Origin of the sequence: Streptomyces sp. NPDC050388, assembly GCF_040655635.1 — a bacterium.
Taxonomy (GTDB): domain Bacteria; phylum Actinomycetota; class Actinomycetes; order Streptomycetales; family Streptomycetaceae; genus Streptomyces.
The window spans coordinates 28,384-42,838 of record NZ_JBFAKH010000036.1 but is presented as its reverse complement, the minus strand read 5'-3'; the positions used below and the strand labels follow the sequence as shown (position 1 = coordinate 42,838).

General features: G+C 72.7%; 16 protein-coding genes. 11 read left to right on the top strand and 5 right to left on the bottom strand.

Annotated features, from left to right (window positions below; genetic code table 11):
* Window positions 1-62: 62 nt before the first annotated feature.
* Window positions 63-1,091 carry a heavy metal transporter gene (locus AB0I73_RS21585; RefSeq protein ID WP_363039661.1) on the bottom strand — a complete coding sequence of 343 codons (1,029 nt, stop codon included), beginning with the start codon at window positions 1,089-1,091 and terminating at the stop codon, window positions 63-65.
* Window positions 1,092-1,172: 81 nt separating this feature from the next.
* Here AB0I73_RS21585 and dapE point away from each other — a divergent pair, with 81 nt between their 5' ends.
* Both dapE and AB0I73_RS21575 read left to right on the top strand, forming a co-directional pair.
* Complete coding sequence (gene dapE, locus AB0I73_RS21580; protein ID WP_363039659.1) at window positions 1,173-2,252, top strand: succinyl-diaminopimelate desuccinylase; 1,080 nt, start codon at window positions 1,173-1,175, stop codon at window positions 2,250-2,252.
* Between the two features lie 140 nt (window positions 2,253-2,392).
* On the top strand, window positions 2,393-3,151 hold the full coding sequence (locus AB0I73_RS21575) for a TIGR00730 family Rossman fold protein (protein WP_363039657.1): 759 nt from the start codon (window positions 2,393-2,395) through the stop codon (window positions 3,149-3,151).
* Window positions 3,152-3,243: 92 nt separating this feature from the next.
* On the opposite strand, the gene folP is transcribed toward AB0I73_RS21575, so the two are convergent.
* Complete coding sequence (gene folP, locus AB0I73_RS21570; RefSeq protein ID WP_109376863.1) at window positions 3,244-4,104, bottom strand: dihydropteroate synthase; 861 nt, start codon at window positions 4,102-4,104, stop codon at window positions 3,244-3,246.
* A gap of 237 nt (window positions 4,105-4,341) precedes the next feature.
* Here folP and AB0I73_RS21565 point away from each other — a divergent pair, with 237 nt between their 5' ends.
* Window positions 4,342-4,698: a DivIVA domain protein gene (locus tag AB0I73_RS21565; RefSeq protein WP_363039732.1), complete on the top strand. Its 357-nt coding sequence runs from the start codon at window positions 4,342-4,344 to the stop codon at window positions 4,696-4,698.
* Window positions 4,695-5,279, top strand: a complete 585-nt coding sequence (locus tag AB0I73_RS21560) for a DNA-3-methyladenine glycosylase I (protein WP_363039655.1) — start codon at window positions 4,695-4,697, stop codon at window positions 5,277-5,279. The genes AB0I73_RS21565 and AB0I73_RS21560 overlap by 4 nt, the downstream gene beginning before the upstream one ends.
* A 98-nt stretch (window positions 5,280-5,377) precedes the next feature.
* Here AB0I73_RS21560 and AB0I73_RS21555 read toward each other — a convergent pair whose 3' ends face one another.
* Window positions 5,378-6,181, bottom strand: coding sequence for an enoyl-CoA hydratase-related protein (locus AB0I73_RS21555; protein WP_363039653.1), 804 nt, complete (start codon window positions 6,179-6,181; stop codon window positions 5,378-5,380).
* A 64-nt stretch (window positions 6,182-6,245) separates the two neighbouring features.
* Here AB0I73_RS21555 and AB0I73_RS21550 point away from each other — a divergent pair, with 64 nt between their 5' ends.
* Together AB0I73_RS21550 and AB0I73_RS21545 are read left to right on the top strand one after the other, a co-directional pair.
* Window positions 6,246-6,410 carry a hypothetical protein gene (locus tag AB0I73_RS21550; RefSeq protein WP_363039651.1) on the top strand — a complete coding sequence of 55 codons (165 nt, stop codon included), beginning with the start codon at window positions 6,246-6,248 and terminating at the stop codon, window positions 6,408-6,410.
* 152 nt (window positions 6,411-6,562) lie between these two features.
* Window positions 6,563-6,730, top strand: coding sequence for a DUF3117 domain-containing protein (locus tag AB0I73_RS21545; protein WP_003966491.1), 168 nt, complete (start codon window positions 6,563-6,565; stop codon window positions 6,728-6,730).
* Window positions 6,731-6,863: 133 nt separating this feature from the next.
* Here AB0I73_RS21545 and AB0I73_RS21540 read toward each other — a convergent pair whose 3' ends face one another.
* The gene (locus tag AB0I73_RS21540) at window positions 6,864-7,562 is read right to left on the bottom strand and encodes an O-methyltransferase (RefSeq protein ID WP_109376867.1); all 699 of its coding nucleotides are present in this window, start codon (window positions 7,560-7,562) and stop codon (window positions 6,864-6,866) included.
* 162 nt (window positions 7,563-7,724) lie between these two features.
* On the opposite strand from AB0I73_RS21540, the gene sigE reads away from it, so the two are divergent.
* The 5 genes from sigE (at window position 7,725) to AB0I73_RS21515 (ending at window position 13,161) form a co-directional block, all read left to right on the top strand.
* Window positions 7,725-8,498 carry an RNA polymerase sigma factor SigE gene (gene sigE / locus AB0I73_RS21535; protein WP_363039730.1) on the top strand — a complete coding sequence of 258 codons (774 nt, stop codon included), beginning with the start codon at window positions 7,725-7,727 and terminating at the stop codon, window positions 8,496-8,498.
* Entirely contained in the window at window positions 8,495-9,571 is a 1,077-nt protein-coding gene (locus AB0I73_RS21530) for a zf-HC2 domain-containing protein (RefSeq protein ID WP_363039649.1), read from the top strand. Before sigE ends, AB0I73_RS21530 begins: the two co-directional genes overlap by 4 nt.
* A gap of 164 nt (window positions 9,572-9,735) precedes the next feature.
* Window positions 9,736-11,562: a trypsin-like peptidase domain-containing protein gene (locus AB0I73_RS21525; protein ID WP_363039647.1), complete on the top strand. Its 1,827-nt coding sequence runs from the start codon at window positions 9,736-9,738 to the stop codon at window positions 11,560-11,562.
* Between the two features lie 235 nt (window positions 11,563-11,797).
* A complete protein-coding gene (locus tag AB0I73_RS21520) occupies window positions 11,798-12,247 on the top strand; it encodes a sec-independent translocase (protein WP_363039645.1) in 450 nt (149 codons plus the stop codon).
* A 236-nt stretch (window positions 12,248-12,483) separates the two neighbouring features.
* Window positions 12,484-13,161, top strand: a complete 678-nt coding sequence (locus tag AB0I73_RS21515; RefSeq protein ID WP_109376871.1) for a hypothetical protein — start codon at window positions 12,484-12,486, stop codon at window positions 13,159-13,161.
* 137 nt (window positions 13,162-13,298) lie between these two features.
* Here AB0I73_RS21515 and AB0I73_RS21510 read toward each other — a convergent pair whose 3' ends face one another.
* The gene (locus AB0I73_RS21510) at window positions 13,299-14,432 is read right to left on the bottom strand and encodes an Mrp/NBP35 family ATP-binding protein (RefSeq protein WP_109376872.1); all 1,134 of its coding nucleotides are present in this window, start codon (window positions 14,430-14,432) and stop codon (window positions 13,299-13,301) included.
* Between the last annotated feature and the right edge of the window lie 23 nt (window positions 14,433-14,455).

The following is a 14,455-nucleotide window of genomic DNA, read 5'->3' as shown; positions in this document are numbered from 1 at the left end:
CGTGCTCCGCACGACCCCTGGGAGCGACCTCTCGCACCGCTGTGCGGCACCCCTGGGCGGCGCTACCGCGCGGTCGTGATCCGGACCTCGCCCGCGGCCTCGGTGTTCTTGCCGTCGTTCTCGCCGTCGGTACTGCTGTCGAGCACGCGCCACCGGCTGTCGGCGCCCCCCGCGGTCCACTCCCGCCCGGCGTACGCCACCCGCTCTATGTGCAACGCGGAGGCGTTGGCCACGGCCCAGTGCGCGAGCTGCCAGCCCTGGGCCCCGGCCTTCCGTCCCGTGTCGGCGTCGGCGCGGACCGACAGCGTCACGGTCCGCCCGTCGGAGTCGACGTCGGCATCCGCCAGGGGCGCGGCGGGCGCGGCGGCCGAGGAGGACGGCGAGGGGGAGGGAGCCGGGGAGTCCGCCGTGTCGCTCACCTCGGCACCGGCCGGCTCCAGCGTGCCCCCTCCGAAGTCCCGGGCCAGCGCCGCGCGTACCGCGTCCGCATCCGCCGCACGGGTCGTCCCCGGACGGCCCTTGCAGGTCAGGGTGGCCGCCGAGTGACCGGTGAGGGCGGCGGCCAGCAGGGTGGCGTCCGGCTCGTGCTTGGCGTACGCCTGCGGGAAGCCGCTGAGCTGCACCCGCTGCGCGGCGACGGTGAGCGGCAGCCGGGTGTAGCCCGGCACCTTCTCCAGGCCCTCGTAGAACTTCTCCGCCGAGTACACCGGGTCCATGATCTCCTCCGGTGTGCCCCAGCCCTGCGAGGGCCGCTGCTGGAACAGGCCGAGCGAGTCGCGGTCGCCGTAGTCGATGTTCCGCAGCGCCGACTCCTGGAGGGCCGTCGCCAGCGCGATCGTCACGGCCCGCTCGGGCAGTTCGCGCGCGGTGCCCACGGCGGTGATCGTCGCCGCGTTCACCGCCTGCTCCGGCGTGAACTCGTACGTGGCTCCGTCGCCCTTGCCCGACACGACGCGGCAGCCCGGGCCGCTGCCGCCCCCCGAGTCGTACTGGACCACGAGGTAGCCGGCGACTCCGAGGAGAACCACGGAGGCCGCCCCGAAGCGGAAGAGGCGGCCACGACGCTTGGAAGGAAGAGGTGGCTCTGACACGCGTACAAGGTACTGGAGAGTACGAGGCGTGTGTGCCGGGTGTGGGCAGTGTGACCGGACCCGCGCGTTAGGGTCGTGGTCATGGCCGACACCCCGCTTGACCTCACCCTGGACGCGGCACGACTGACCGCGCGGCTCGTCGACTTCCCCTCCGTCAGCGGCACCGAGAAGCCGCTCGCGGACGCGATCGAGTCCGTCCTGCGCGACCTGCCGCACCTCACGGTCGACCGGTACGGCAACAACGTCGTGGCCCGGACGAACCTCGGACGCGCGGAGCGCGTGATCCTCGCCGGTCACATCGACACCGTCCCGATCGCGGACAACGTCCCCTCCCGGCTCGACGCGGACGGCGTGCTGTGGGGCTGCGGCACGTGCGACATGAAGGCGGGCGTGGCGGTCCAGTTGCGCCTCGCGGCCACCGTCCCCGCCCCCAACCGGGACCTGACCTTCGTCTTCTACGACAACGAGGAGGTTGCCGCGGACCTCAACGGGCTGAAGCACGTCGCCGAGCAGCACCCCGACTGGCTGGAGGGCGACTTCGCGGTGCTCCTCGAGCCCTCCGACGGCCAGGTGGAGGGCGGTTGCCAGGGCACCCTCCGGGTGCTGCTGAGGACCACGGGCGAGCGCGCCCACTCCGCGCGGAGCTGGATGGGTTCCAACGCGATCCACGCGGCGGCCCCCATCCTCGCCCGCCTCGCCTCCTACGAGCCGCGCCGTCCGGTGATCGACGGCCTGGAGTACCGGGAGGGCCTGAACGCGGTGGGCATCTCCGGGGGCGTGGCCGGCAACGTCATCCCCGACGAGTGCGTCGTCACCGTCAACTTCCGCTACGCGCCCGACCGCTCGGAGGCCGAGGCCCTGGCCCATGTGCGCGAGGTCTTCGCGGACTGCGGCGTGGTCGAGTTCGTCGTCGACGACCACAGCGGTGCGGCCCTGCCCGGCCTGTCCCACCCGGCCGCGGCGGCCTTCATCGAGGCCGTGGGCGGCACTCCCCAGCCCAAGTACGGCTGGACGGACGTCTCCCGCTTCTCGGCGCTCGGCGTCCCGGCGGTCAACTACGGTCCCGGCAACCCCCACCTGGCGCACAAGCGGGACGAACGCGTGGACACGGCGAAGATCCTGGCGGGGGAGGAGCGGCTGCGGTCCTGGCTGACGGCGTGAGGGCGTTTCGGAACGCTCTCCGGCGGACATGCTGACGTCCCCCGTACGTAACCCGCGTGGATCTACGCTGAAGTGGAACGATCTCTCCCCGGCGCCTCGGCGTCCCCCGAGCGGGGAGACAGCAACCGGAGGGAGCACATATGGCTACTGGCAACCCCGAGGGCAAGAAGCGCCCACCGGAGGAACAGCGCCTGGGCCCGGTGCTCCGCAGACGGGGCCAGGTCCAGGCGAGCACCACGGACCAGCGGCTGCTGGACGAGCGCGAGCCCTCGGACTGGGTGCACACCGACCCCTGGCGGGTGCTGCGCATCCAGTCGGAGTTCGTCGAGGGCTTCGGCACGCTCGCCGAGCTGCCGCCCGCCATCAGCGTCTTCGGCTCGGCGCGCACACCGGTGGACTCGCCGGAGTACGAGACCGGTGTCCGGCTGGGCCGGGGCCTGGTCCAGGCGGGCTTCGCGGTGGTCACCGGCGGCGGTCCCGGGGCCATGGAAGCGGCCAACAGGGGCGCGTCCGAGGCCCATGGTGTCTCGGTCGGCCTCGGCATCGAGCTGCCGTTCGAGCAGGGGCTGAACAGCTACGTCGACATCGGCCTGAACTTCCGGTACTTCTTCGTGCGCAAGCTGATGTTCGTCAAGTACTCGCAGGGCTTCGTGGTCCTGCCCGGCGGACTCGGCACCCTCGACGAACTCTTCGAGGCCCTGACCCTGGTCCAGACGCAGAAGATCACCCAGTTCCCCATCGTCCTGTTCGGCACCGACTACTGGGGCGGTCTGGTCGACTGGCTGCACGGCACGGTCATCGCCCAGGGCAAGGCGGCCGCCAAGGACCTCCTCCTCTTCCACGTCACGGACGACGTCGACGAGGCGGTGGCCCTGGTGTCCAAGGAAGCGGGCCGCTGAGACGGCAGGTCGTGGGGGCGCGCGTCCAGGGCGCCGCGCCCCTGCCGGGGGAGCGGGGCGGAGCCCCGCACACACCCCGGCGGGAGCGAGCCCTACGCCAGACCCCGCCGGGCCACCGCGGGATCGCGATGCCCCGCGATCGACGCCACCATGTCCAGCACCTGCCGCGTCTCCGCCACCTCGTGCACCCGGTACACCCGCGCCCCCAGCCACGCGGACACCGCCGTCGTCGCCAGCGTCCCCAGCACCCGCTCCTTCACCGGCCGGTCCAGCGTCTCCCCGACGAAGTCCTTGTTGGACAGCGACACCAGCACCGGCCACCCGGTGGCGACCATCTCGTCCAGCCGCCGCGTCGCCTCGAGGCTGTGCCGGGTGTTCTTCCCGAAATCGTGCCCGGGGTCGATCATCACCGACTCCCGCGGCACCCCCAGGGCCACGGCCCGCTCCGCCAGACCCACGGTCCGCTCGAGGATGTCGGCCATCACGTCCTCGTACGTCACCCGGTGCGGCCGGGTCCGCGGCCGGGCGCCCCCCGCGTGGGTGCACACCAGCCCCGCGCCGTACCGCGCGGCGACCTCCGCGAGCCGCGGATCGACCCCGCCCCACGCGTCGTTGAGCACGTCCGCCCCGGCCTCGCACACGGCCTCGCCCACGTCGTGCCGCCAGGTGTCCACGCTGATCACGACGTCCGGGAAGCGCCGCCGCACCTCGGCGACGAAACCGACCGTCCGCCGTGCCTCCTCCTCGGCGGACACCTCTTCGCCCGGCCCGGCCTTCACCCCGCCGATGTCGATGATCGCGGCACCCTCCGCCACCGCCTGCTCCACGCGCGCGAGCGCCGGTTCGTCGCGGAAGGTCGCGCCCTGGTCGTAGAAGGAGTCCGGGGTCCGGTTCACGATCGCCATGATCACCGGCTCGTGCGGTGCGAATTCCCGCCTGCCCAGCCTGAACATCCCCTGTGACCTCTCCTCGTTCGTAAGGGTTCGTGATGGTCTACAAGACTTCGTAAGGTTCGGTCCGGTTCCGTCCGGTCCGCGGCCGTCCAGGGCCGCCTGTGACCCTGACTGTCAGACTCGCATGGCACGATCGGAGCCACACACCCGACTCCGATCCGCCGACCGATCCGCCGACCGATCCGTTCGACTAGATCCATCCGACTCGATCCAATCGTGGGGGCCCCAGCGATGGTTATGTTCTTGTTCCTGGTCGTCGCGCTCGCCGTAGTGGTCGCCGCGGTGACCCTCGCCGTGGTGGGCGGCGGAGAGAACGGCCCGCTGCCCGAGGCGGTCCCCGACCGCCTGACGGACTCCCTGCCGCTGGACCGCCCGGTCAACCGCGCGGACGTGGACGGTCTCCGCATCCCGCTCGCCGCCCGTGGCTACCGCATGGCCGATGTGGACGACGCCCTCAGCCGTCTCGGCGCCGAGCTCGCCGAGCGCGACGCCCGGATCGCCGACCTGGAGTCCGCGCTCGCCGGTGCCCGCGCCGTCGCGGCCCACATCTCCATGGAGAAGCCCGCCGCACACCCGGAGGGCGAACAGCCGTGACCGACGGCGCCGCCCTCGTCGGCCCGGACGGCGCCCCGCGCTGCCCCTGGGCCCTCTCCACCGAGGACTACATCGCCTACCACGACCAGGAGTGGGGCCGCCCGGTCCACGGGGACGACGCCCTCTTCGAGCGGCTCAGCCTGGAGGCCTTCCAGTCCGGCCTGTCCTGGATCACGATCCTGCGCCGCCGTCCGGGCTTCCGTACCGCCTTCGCCGGTTTCCGGATCGCGGCCGTCGCGGAGTTCACCGACGCCGACCGGGAGCGCCTGCTGGCCGACGCCGGCATCATCCGCAATCGCGCCAAGATCGACGCGACCCTGGCCAACGCGCGCCTGCTGGCCGGGTGGGCGCCCGGCGATCTGGACGCCCTGATCTGGTCCCACGCCCCGGACCGGGCCGGCCGCCCGGCGCCGAGGACCCTCGCCGACGTCCCCGCGGTCACCCCCGAGTCGACGGGGCTGTCCAAGGCGCTGAAGAAACGGGGCCTGCGCTTCGTCGGCCCGACCACGGCCTACGCGCTGATGCAGGCCTGCGGCCTGGTCGACGACCACCTGGAGGGCTGCGTCGCCCGGCGGCCCTGAGCCGCACGGCCCCGGGCCCCGGGTGGTCCCGGGCCCCGGGTGGTCCCGGGCCCCGGGTGGTCCCGGGCCCCGGGTGGCCCCGGCGCCCGGGCCGTCGGTCAGCGGCCCAGGTACTTCGGCTTCTCCTTGTCGATGAAGGCCTGCACGGCGATCGCGTGGTCCTCGGAGGCGCCCGCCCGGGTCTGGAGCTCGTCCTCCTTCTCCAGGGTCTCCTCCAGGGAGTGGCTGAGCCCGTACGCCACCGACTCCTTCAGCGCCGCGTACGCCACCGTCGGCCCCGCCGCCAGCGCCCGCGCGGTCTTCTCCGCCTCCGCGCGCAGTTCGGCGGCGGGGACCAGCCGGTTCGCGATCCCGAGGTCGTACGCCTCCTGGGCCGGGATGTTGCGCGGGAAGAGCAGCAGGTCGGTCGCACGACCGGGGCCGACGACCCGCGGCAGGGTCCAGGAGATCCCGGAGTCCGCGGTCAGCGCGACCCCGGCGAACGACGTGTTGAACGCCGCCGTGTCGGCCACGATCCGGTAGTCCGCCGCCAGCGCGAAGCCGAAGCCCGCTCCGGCCGCGATCCCGTTCACCGCGGCGACCACCGGCTTCGCGGCCCCGGCGAGCGCCTTCACGATCGGGTTGTAGTGCTCGCGTACCGTCTCCATGGTCCGCCCCGAACCGTCCTCGCGGTCGGCGGCCAGCAGCCCGATGTGCTCCTTGAGGTCCTGCCCCACGCAGAACGCCCGGTCACCGGCGGCGGTCAGCAGCACGGCCCGCACGGCGCCGTCGTCCGCGGCGTCCCGGACCGCGTCCCGGAGCGCGACCTTCGCCGCCACGTTCAGCGCGTTCATCGCCTCCGGGCGGTTCAGCGTGATCGTCGCGAGTCCGTCGTGCACCTCGTAGAGCACGGTGTCGGCCATGGTGTGTCCCCTCCGCGTGGCGGCTCGGGGGCGTACCGGCCGGTACGCCCCTGTGCAGGACAGCATGACGGAGATGGCCGACGGTGGCGTGACCCCGGTGTGTGACCTGCGTCAAAGAATTACCGGTCGTTTTCGCTCGGTGGAACTGCGTGCGGTGGCGCAGTATCGCAGCCACATCGCCGAATTGAGTGGTTTTGCTCGCGCGCGTTGCCCAAGCGATGCCGACTGATGTTGGTCATTGGGTCCTGCGATGCGGGATAATGGCCTGGAAGCAATGTGTTCGATGCCGGTGGCGTGTGTCCTGCTTCAAGGACCGCAGGTGCCCTTCAGTGGGCCGTCGGCTTCAGACGGTTGAGCTGGGTTTCAGGAAGGGGAACGAGCATGGCGGCCATGAAGCCGCGGACGGGTGATGGCCCGCTCGAGGTGACCAAGGAGGGGCGGGGCATCGTCATGCGCGTTCCGCTCGAAGGCGGCGGTCGGCTCGTCGTCGAGCTGACCCCGGACGAGGCCGACGCGCTCGGCGACGCCCTCAAGAAGGTCGTCGGCTGACGCGCAAGCGACCATACCCTTTCAGTTTCAGTTCAGTCGCCCCGGTGCCGCACGCGGTACCGGGGCGACTTTTTGAGCAGGTCAGAGCGTTGCCTGATGGCCTGGGCGCGTGTTTGTGCATCTGCTCACCGCTTCACCGCTTCACCGCGCAGAGCAGTCCGTCGCCCACGGGCAGCAGCGACGACACCAGCTCCTGGCTCTCGCGCACGGCCCGCACCAGTTCCCGCAGCCGCAGCACCTCGGTGGGCTGCGGGCCGGAGTCCACCGTCCGGCCGCTCGCGAAGACCCCTTCGAAGGCGACCAGGCCTCCCGGGCGCAGCAGGCGCAACGATTCGGCGAGATAGTCCTGGTACTCGAGCCGGTCCCCGTCGCAGAAGACGAGGTCGTAGCCGGAGTCCGCGAGACGGGGCAGGACGTCCAGGGCCCGGCCGGGGATGAAGCGGGCCCGGTTGGCGGCGAAGCCCGCCGTGCGGAAGGCCTGGCGGGCCGACTGCTGGTGCTCCGGCTCCTGGTCGACCGTGGTCAGTACCCCGTCCGGCCGCATGCCGTGCAGCAGGTGGACCCCGGAGACCCCGCATCCCGTGCCGATCTCCGCGACCGCCTTGGCGTCCACGGTGGCCGCGAGCAACCGCAGAGCCGCGCCCGTACCGGGCGCCACCGAGCGCAGCCCTGCCTCGCGAGCCCGGTCCCGGGCCCAGTGCAGTGCCTCGTCCTCGGCGACATAGGCGTCCGAGAACGCCCAGCTCGTCTGCCGGTTGGCGGTAATGACCCTCTCCTGTCCCCGTGGTTGCCTCGGCGTGACTTTATCCGTTGGCGCCGGGAACCCACTGATGGGACCGGTCGTTCAAGGGGAAGAGCAAGCGGCGTGTGCCGTGAGGGGGGTAAGCGAGTGAGCGAGGACACCGAGCAAGTGCTGACGCAGGCCCACGAGCCGTGGCAGCCCAGATCAATTTCTCGTAAAACCGCTTATCCGGAGCTAACGGGCGAGGTGGCTATGGTAGGGGCTCCACTGGACACCACCAGAGCCGATAGGGGAGGTGCGGCTGCGCCTGTGGATCGGGGCGGAGCGCTGAAGCGCTTCCTCGGATCGGCGGGTAGGCCGAAATCCGTGAACAACACCGCTGCTGACCACATCCACGCCGCTGAGCCGGCCCAGACCGCGAGCTTCTCCACCGACGCGGACGGGCAGGCGTGGACTCCGCCCACCTGGGAGGAGATCGTCAGCACGCACAGCGGCCGGGTCTACCGGCTCGCCTACCGTCTCACCGGTAACCAGCACGACGCGGAGGACCTCACCCAGGAGGTCTTCGTCCGCGTCTTCCGCTCGCTGTCGACGTACACGCCGGGCACCTTCGAGGGCTGGCTGCACCGCATCACCACCAACCTCTTCCTGGACATGGTGCGCCGTAAGCAGCGGATCCGGTTCGACTCGCTGGGCGACGACGCGGCCGAGCGGCTGCCCAGCAAGGAGCCCACCCCCCAGCAGGTCTTCCACGACACCCACTTCGACGCGGACGTCCAGCAGGCCCTCGACACCCTCGCTCCGGAGTTCCGCGCCGCGGTCGTCCTCTGTGACATCGAGGGACTGTCGTACGAGGAGATCGCCGCGACCCTCGGCGTCAAGCTCGGCACGGTCCGGTCCCGGATCCACCGCGGGCGTTCCCAGCTGCGCAAGGCCCTCGCTCATCGCTCGCCCCAGGCGCGCGCGGAGCGCCGCTCCTTCGTGCCGCGTGTTCCCGCACTGGGGGGAGGGGGCACGAGCGCGTGAGTGGATCACGGCCGAAACCTGCCGAGGGACACCTCGCAGAGGAGCACCTGGGAGACCGACTCTCCGCCCTGGTGGACGGAGAGCTCGGTCATGACGCGCGCGAGCGCGTACTGGCACACGTCGCCACCTGCGCGAAATGCAAGACGGAGGTGGATGCGCAACGCCGCCTGAAGAACGTCTTCGCGAAGGCGGCCCCGCCACCACCCTCCGAGAGCTTCCTGGCCCGCCTCCAGGGCCTGCCCGCGGGCGGTGACCTGGGCGGCGGCTCGCCGCTGAGCGGAAGAGGACTGCCGGGCGACCCGTCCGGGCCGCACGGCCGGATCTCCGGAGTCTTCGGGACCGGCAGTCGTGGCGAGCGGTTCGAGTTCGCCTACGCGCCCTCCGGCCGGCATGCTCCGCTGCCGGCCTCCTCAGCGGGCGCGATCGGAGCCGACCGGGGCTTCCGCATCCATGACGTCAGCCGACCGGAGCCGGACCGGCCCGCCTCGCGCGGGCTGCGGTTCGCCGCCGCTGCCGCCGGAGCGGTGTCGCTGGCCGCGATCGCCCTCGGCGGTGTGGCCGGGGTCACGCCCGCCGACACGGCGGCCCGTGGCTCGGGCAACGGCAGCAACGTGACTCCGATGCGCACCCAGGGCAGCGCGGCGACGACGGCGCCCGACTCCCAGCGGCGCCGCGGCACCGCGCCGTCGGTCGCTCAGCCGCAGGGGCAGAGCGCCCCGGGCGACGTTCCGGCACAGGCCTCCGCGCCGCTGCTGCCCGGGGTGCCGCCGCCCGCCCACCGACACCACAGTGCCCTGGCGGCCCCGGTCATGGCCGACGCGGCCCTGGTGTCCCCGCTGATACCGCCGCTCAGCACGGCCCCGCCGCTCGTGCTGTCCGCGTGGGAGCCGACCTCCGGGCTCATGACACCCGGTTCGTTCCCCACCGCCCACGGGTCCACGGCCCCCGGGACCACCGCGACCGGTTCCACGGCCACTGGTTCCACGGCCACCGGTTCCACGGTCGGTGCGACCGCGGCTCCGGCCCCCGCCGTGTCCTCGGCGTCCTCGGCGGCTTCCCGCATGCTCCGCTGACCGGTGCACCGACCCCACCCCGTCCGCTGCGCACGGGCGTGCGAACCTGATTGAATCCAGGTGGCGCGCCCAGGCCGACTGCAGCCGGGTGCCGGACCGGCTCTGACGCGCGAAGACGTACGGAGCCACGGAGTCGACGATCTGCGGCCAGCTGTGGGGAGAGCATGAACGAGGGGAAGCCCACGGAGGCGGGCCCGACGGGGGAGCAGGAGGCGTCCGCCGGGCCGGCAGCGGCCGGAGCCACCCCGGCCGAGGCGGTGCACCGGGACACGGAGCCCGACAGGGAGCGTGCGCGGGGCGCCGACGGAGACTTCGAACTCGCGCGGCCCGCTGCACCTGCGACCGCCCCCGGGGGCGACTACGAACTGCACCGGCCCCTGAGCGCCGAGGCCACGGAAGCCACGGAGACCGGCGAGGCAGCGGTGGCAGGCCGCCTCACCGGGGCCGCCGAGCCCGCCGGGGCCGGGTACGGCACGGGGCAGACCGAGCAGCCCCGGCCGCTGCACGACCCCGACCCCTACAGCACCCCGCCGTACGGCGAGCCGGGGCCCTGGGCGCCGGCGCCCCCGGTTCAGCATCCGGCGGCAACTCCCGCGCAGGACACGGCGGTCCCGCCCCCGGTGCGGCATCCGGCGTCGGGCATGACGGCGCCCGGCGCGCCCGCCCCGGCCCCCACCGCTCCCACCGTGCTGGAGCCCGGCACCCCGGCCGCGAGCCACACCGCACCCACACCCGCGCCCCCGGCCGCCCCCGCCACGGACGCCGCGGCGGCAGCCGACCCCTGGCAGCGTTACGACCCCTGGGCGGCGCCCGCCGCCGGGGCGAGTGCGCCGTTGCAGCAGACCGGGGCCGCGGAGCCCACGAAGGACCAGCGGCGCAAGCGCGCCCGGAGGAAGCTCATCGGCCTCATGCTGGTGGTCGCGCTCGCCTCCGGCGTCGTCGGCGGAATCGTGGGCGCCCACCTGGAGCGCAACGGTGGTGTGGGTGCCGTGGAGCTGCCGCAGGCCGGGGAGGAGCCCGCCGGACGGGACCCCGGGAGCATCGCCGGGATCGCCGCGCAGGCGCTGCCCAGCGTCGTCACCCTGCACGTCAGCGGCGCCGCGTCGGCGGGCACCGGTACCGGATTCGTGCTCGACGGCCGCGGGCACATCCTCACCAACGACCATGTCGTGCAGCCCGCCGGAAGCGACGGCGAGATCACCGTCACCTTCCACAGCGGCGACACCGCGAGGGCCACGCTCGTCGGCCGGGACAGCGGCTACGACCTTGCCGTGGTGAAGGTCAAGGGCGTCAGCGGACTGGACCCCCTGCCTCTCGGCAACTCGGACAACGTGAGGGTGGGCGACCCCGTCATCGCCATCGGCGCCCCCTTCGACCTGGCCGGCACGGTCACCGCCGGCATCATCAGCGCGCGGGAACGCCCCATCACGGCGGGCGGCGGGCGGGGCGACGGCAGCGACGTGTCGTACGTCGACGCCCTGCAGACCGACGCGCCGATCAACCCCGGCAACTCCGGCGGCCCCCTGCTCGACGCCCAGGCCCGCGTGATCGGCATCAACTCCGCCATCCGCTCCGCCGGCAGCGGTGGCGACGAGGGGGAGAGCGGCCAGGCGGGGTCCATAGGGCTCGGGTTCGCCATCCCCATCAACCAGGGCAAGCGCGTCGCCGAGGAACTGATCAACACCGGTAGGGCGACCCACCCGGTGATCGGCATCACCCTGGACATGGACTACACCGGTGACGGCGCCCGCGTCGGCACCAGGGGCAGCGACGGAGGGCCCCCGGTCAGCACCGGCGGTCCCGGAGCCAAGGCCGGGATCAAGGCCGGCGACGTCATCACGAAGGTCGACGGCCGACGCGTCCACTCGGGTGAGGAACTCATCGTCAAGACCCGCGCCCACCGCCCCGGGGACCGGCTGGAGCTCACCCTGGAACGGGACGGTGAGGAGCGGGAGGTCTCGCTGGTGCTCGGGTCCTCCGGCGGTGACTGAGCGGGGCGGCGACCGAGGCGTACCGCACGCCACGAGAAGGCGAACGGGCGGGGAAGAGCCCCCGCCGCACGCGCCCGGAAGCCACGGGACGGTACCGGTCGTACGGGGCGGCGGGTACCGTGGATCCGGCCCGGACCACGGAGGACCGCACGGACGTACGGGCGCACGGACGAATTGACGCACCGACCACCGAGGGCCGAGGGCCGAGGGCCGAGAACATCGCAAGGAGCTTCAGGTGTTCAATGACATAGGACCGCTCGAGCTGGTGACGCTCGTCGTCCTCGCCGTGCTCGTCTTCGGTCCGGACAAGCTCCCCAAGGTCATCCAGGACGTGAGCAGGACGATCCGGAAGATCCGCGAGTTCTCGGACAGTGCCAAGCAGGACATCCGCGAGGAACTCGGCCCGGAGTTCAAGGACTTCGAGTTCGAGGACCTCAACCCCAAGACGTTCATCCGCAAGCAGCTGGACAGCGACGAGCTGGGGCTCAAGGAGATCCGCAGCGGCTTCGACCTGAAGAAGGAGATGGCCGACGTCACGGACGCCGTCCACGGCCGCGACTCCACGTCGTCTTCTGCGTCCTCTGCGTCCTCTGCGTCCTCTGGGGGTGGCCGCATCGACATGACGAAGAAGCCCGAGCCGTCGGCCGCCGACGACCGCCCGCCCTTCGACGCGGACGCCACCTGAGGCACACCCTGCGCGGATCCGTGGAAGCACGGCCCCGGCGCACGTGACGCGTTTCATACTCCGCAGGGGCCCCGCACGGCCTGAACCGGACATCCAAGCGGCCCACGCGCCGGGCGCTTCTCCCGGCCCGCGCCGACGAGGTGGCTATGCTGCCCCAGTTGTTGTGCGGTCCGGACGAGTACGCCCGAAGGGGGGCGGGCCGCCCCGGTCCGCCCAGAGCGAGGAGGCGTCCGGGCATGGAGACGACGAGTCGGGCAGTCGCGCAGGCGGCGGCCGCGGAGGACGGAGGACACGCCCCCTCCGCCTGGCGTACGGTCGACGGCTACCTGCGCGCGCCCTTTCCCTGGTACGGCCTCGACGAGGCGTTCACGGGGCGGCGCTGGCTGATGCAGGTCGGGGCCACGGCCGACGGGGTCGTCGAGCACGGGTCGATCGGGCACGGCGACGAGCCCTCGGTGCGCAGCGAGTACACGGCCGGGAACGGCCAGGAGGTCAAGGAGAAGTTCGCGGTCGCCGTGACCGTGGCCGCCAACCCGGTGCGCCGCAGCGCGGACGGCACCGGCCTGCTGGAGGCCACCTCGGTGTCCTCCGCCGCCTGGCTCGCCGGTGTGGGGCTGCTGTCGTTCACCTGGCCGGGCCAGATGGACCACTCCCTGCGCGACGACTGGCTGGAGCAGCAGACGGAGACGGCCTGGGTGCTCGCGGACGACCTCGCCGGCCCGGACTGGTCGACGCTGTCCCTTCCCGTGGACGGGGTGCCGACGCCCTTCCACTACCGGGAGTCCGAGTTCGGCTGGGTGCTCGCGGGGTCGACGCAGGCGGGTGTGCACGTCGGCGCGTACGGCAGGGGCATGAGCGCGTACGGCCTGGGCTTCGCCGTGGTCAAGGACATCAGCGCCTACGCGGGGGCCTGAGCCGCGGTCCGTGCGGGAGTCCCCGTACGGACCCGTGCGGCCGCCCCGTAGGGCGAAGGGCGCCGCCCCGGCGGACGGCGCCCCCTGTATGAGTGCGCTGCGGCGGCTCCCGGCCCCTTACGGGCCCGCCGGAGCGCTCAGAACTTGTTGCGCGGCGTGATGCCCAGCGACAGGCCCGCCAGGCCGCGCTGGCGGCCGCCGAGCTTGCCGGCGATCGAGCGGAGCGCCGAACCGGCGGGGGAGTCCGGGTCGGACAGGACGACCGGCTTGCCCTCGTCGCCGCCCTCGCGCAGGCGCACGTCGATGGGGATGGAGCCGAGCACCGGGACGTCGGCGCCCGTGGTCCGGGTCAGCCCGTCGGCCACCGACTGGCCGCCGCCGGTGCCGAAGACGTCGACCATCTCGTCGCAGTGCGGGCACGGCAGGCCGGACATGTTCTCGACCACGCCGACGATCTTCTGGTGGGTCTGCACGGCGATGGAACCCGCCCGCTCGGCCACCTCGGCCGCCGCCTGCTGGGGCGTGGTGACGACCAGGATCTCGGCGTTCGGGACCAGCTGGGCGACCGAGATCGCGATGTCACCGGTGCCCGGGGGCAGGTCGAGCAGGAGCACGTCCAGGTCGCCCCAGTACACGTCCGCCAGGAACTGCTGCAGCGCGCGGTGCAGCATCGGGCCGCGCCACACGACCGGCGCGTTGCCCGGGGTGAACATGCCGATGGAGATGACCTTCACGCCGTGCGCGGACGGCGGCATGATCATGTTCTCGACCTGGGTCGGACGCCCGTCGGCGCCCAGCATGCGCGGCACCGAGTGACCGTAGATGTCGGCGTCCACGACGCCCACCTTCAGCCCGTCGGCCGCCATCGCCGCCGCCAGGTTCACCGTCACCGACGACTTGCCGACACCGCCCTTGCCGGAGGCGACCGCGTACACCCGGGTCAGGCTGCCCGGCTTGGCGAACGGCACCTCGCGCTCGGCCTGGCCGCCCCGCAGGGCGTTCGCCAGCTCCTTGCGCTGCTCGTCGCTCATCACGTCCAGCGTGACGTCGACGCGGGTGACGCCCTCGACCCCGGCGACCGCGTCCGTCACCCGCTGCGTGATGGTGTCCCGCATGGGGCAGCCGGAGACCGTCAGGTACACGGTGACCGCGACCGCACCGTCCGCACCGATCTCCACAGATTTGACCATGCCGAGCTCGGTGATGGGCCGGTTGATCTCCGGGTCGTTCACCGTCGCCAGTGCTTCGCGCACCGCGTCTTCCGTAGCCATGATGTCGATGGTACGGCGCCCGG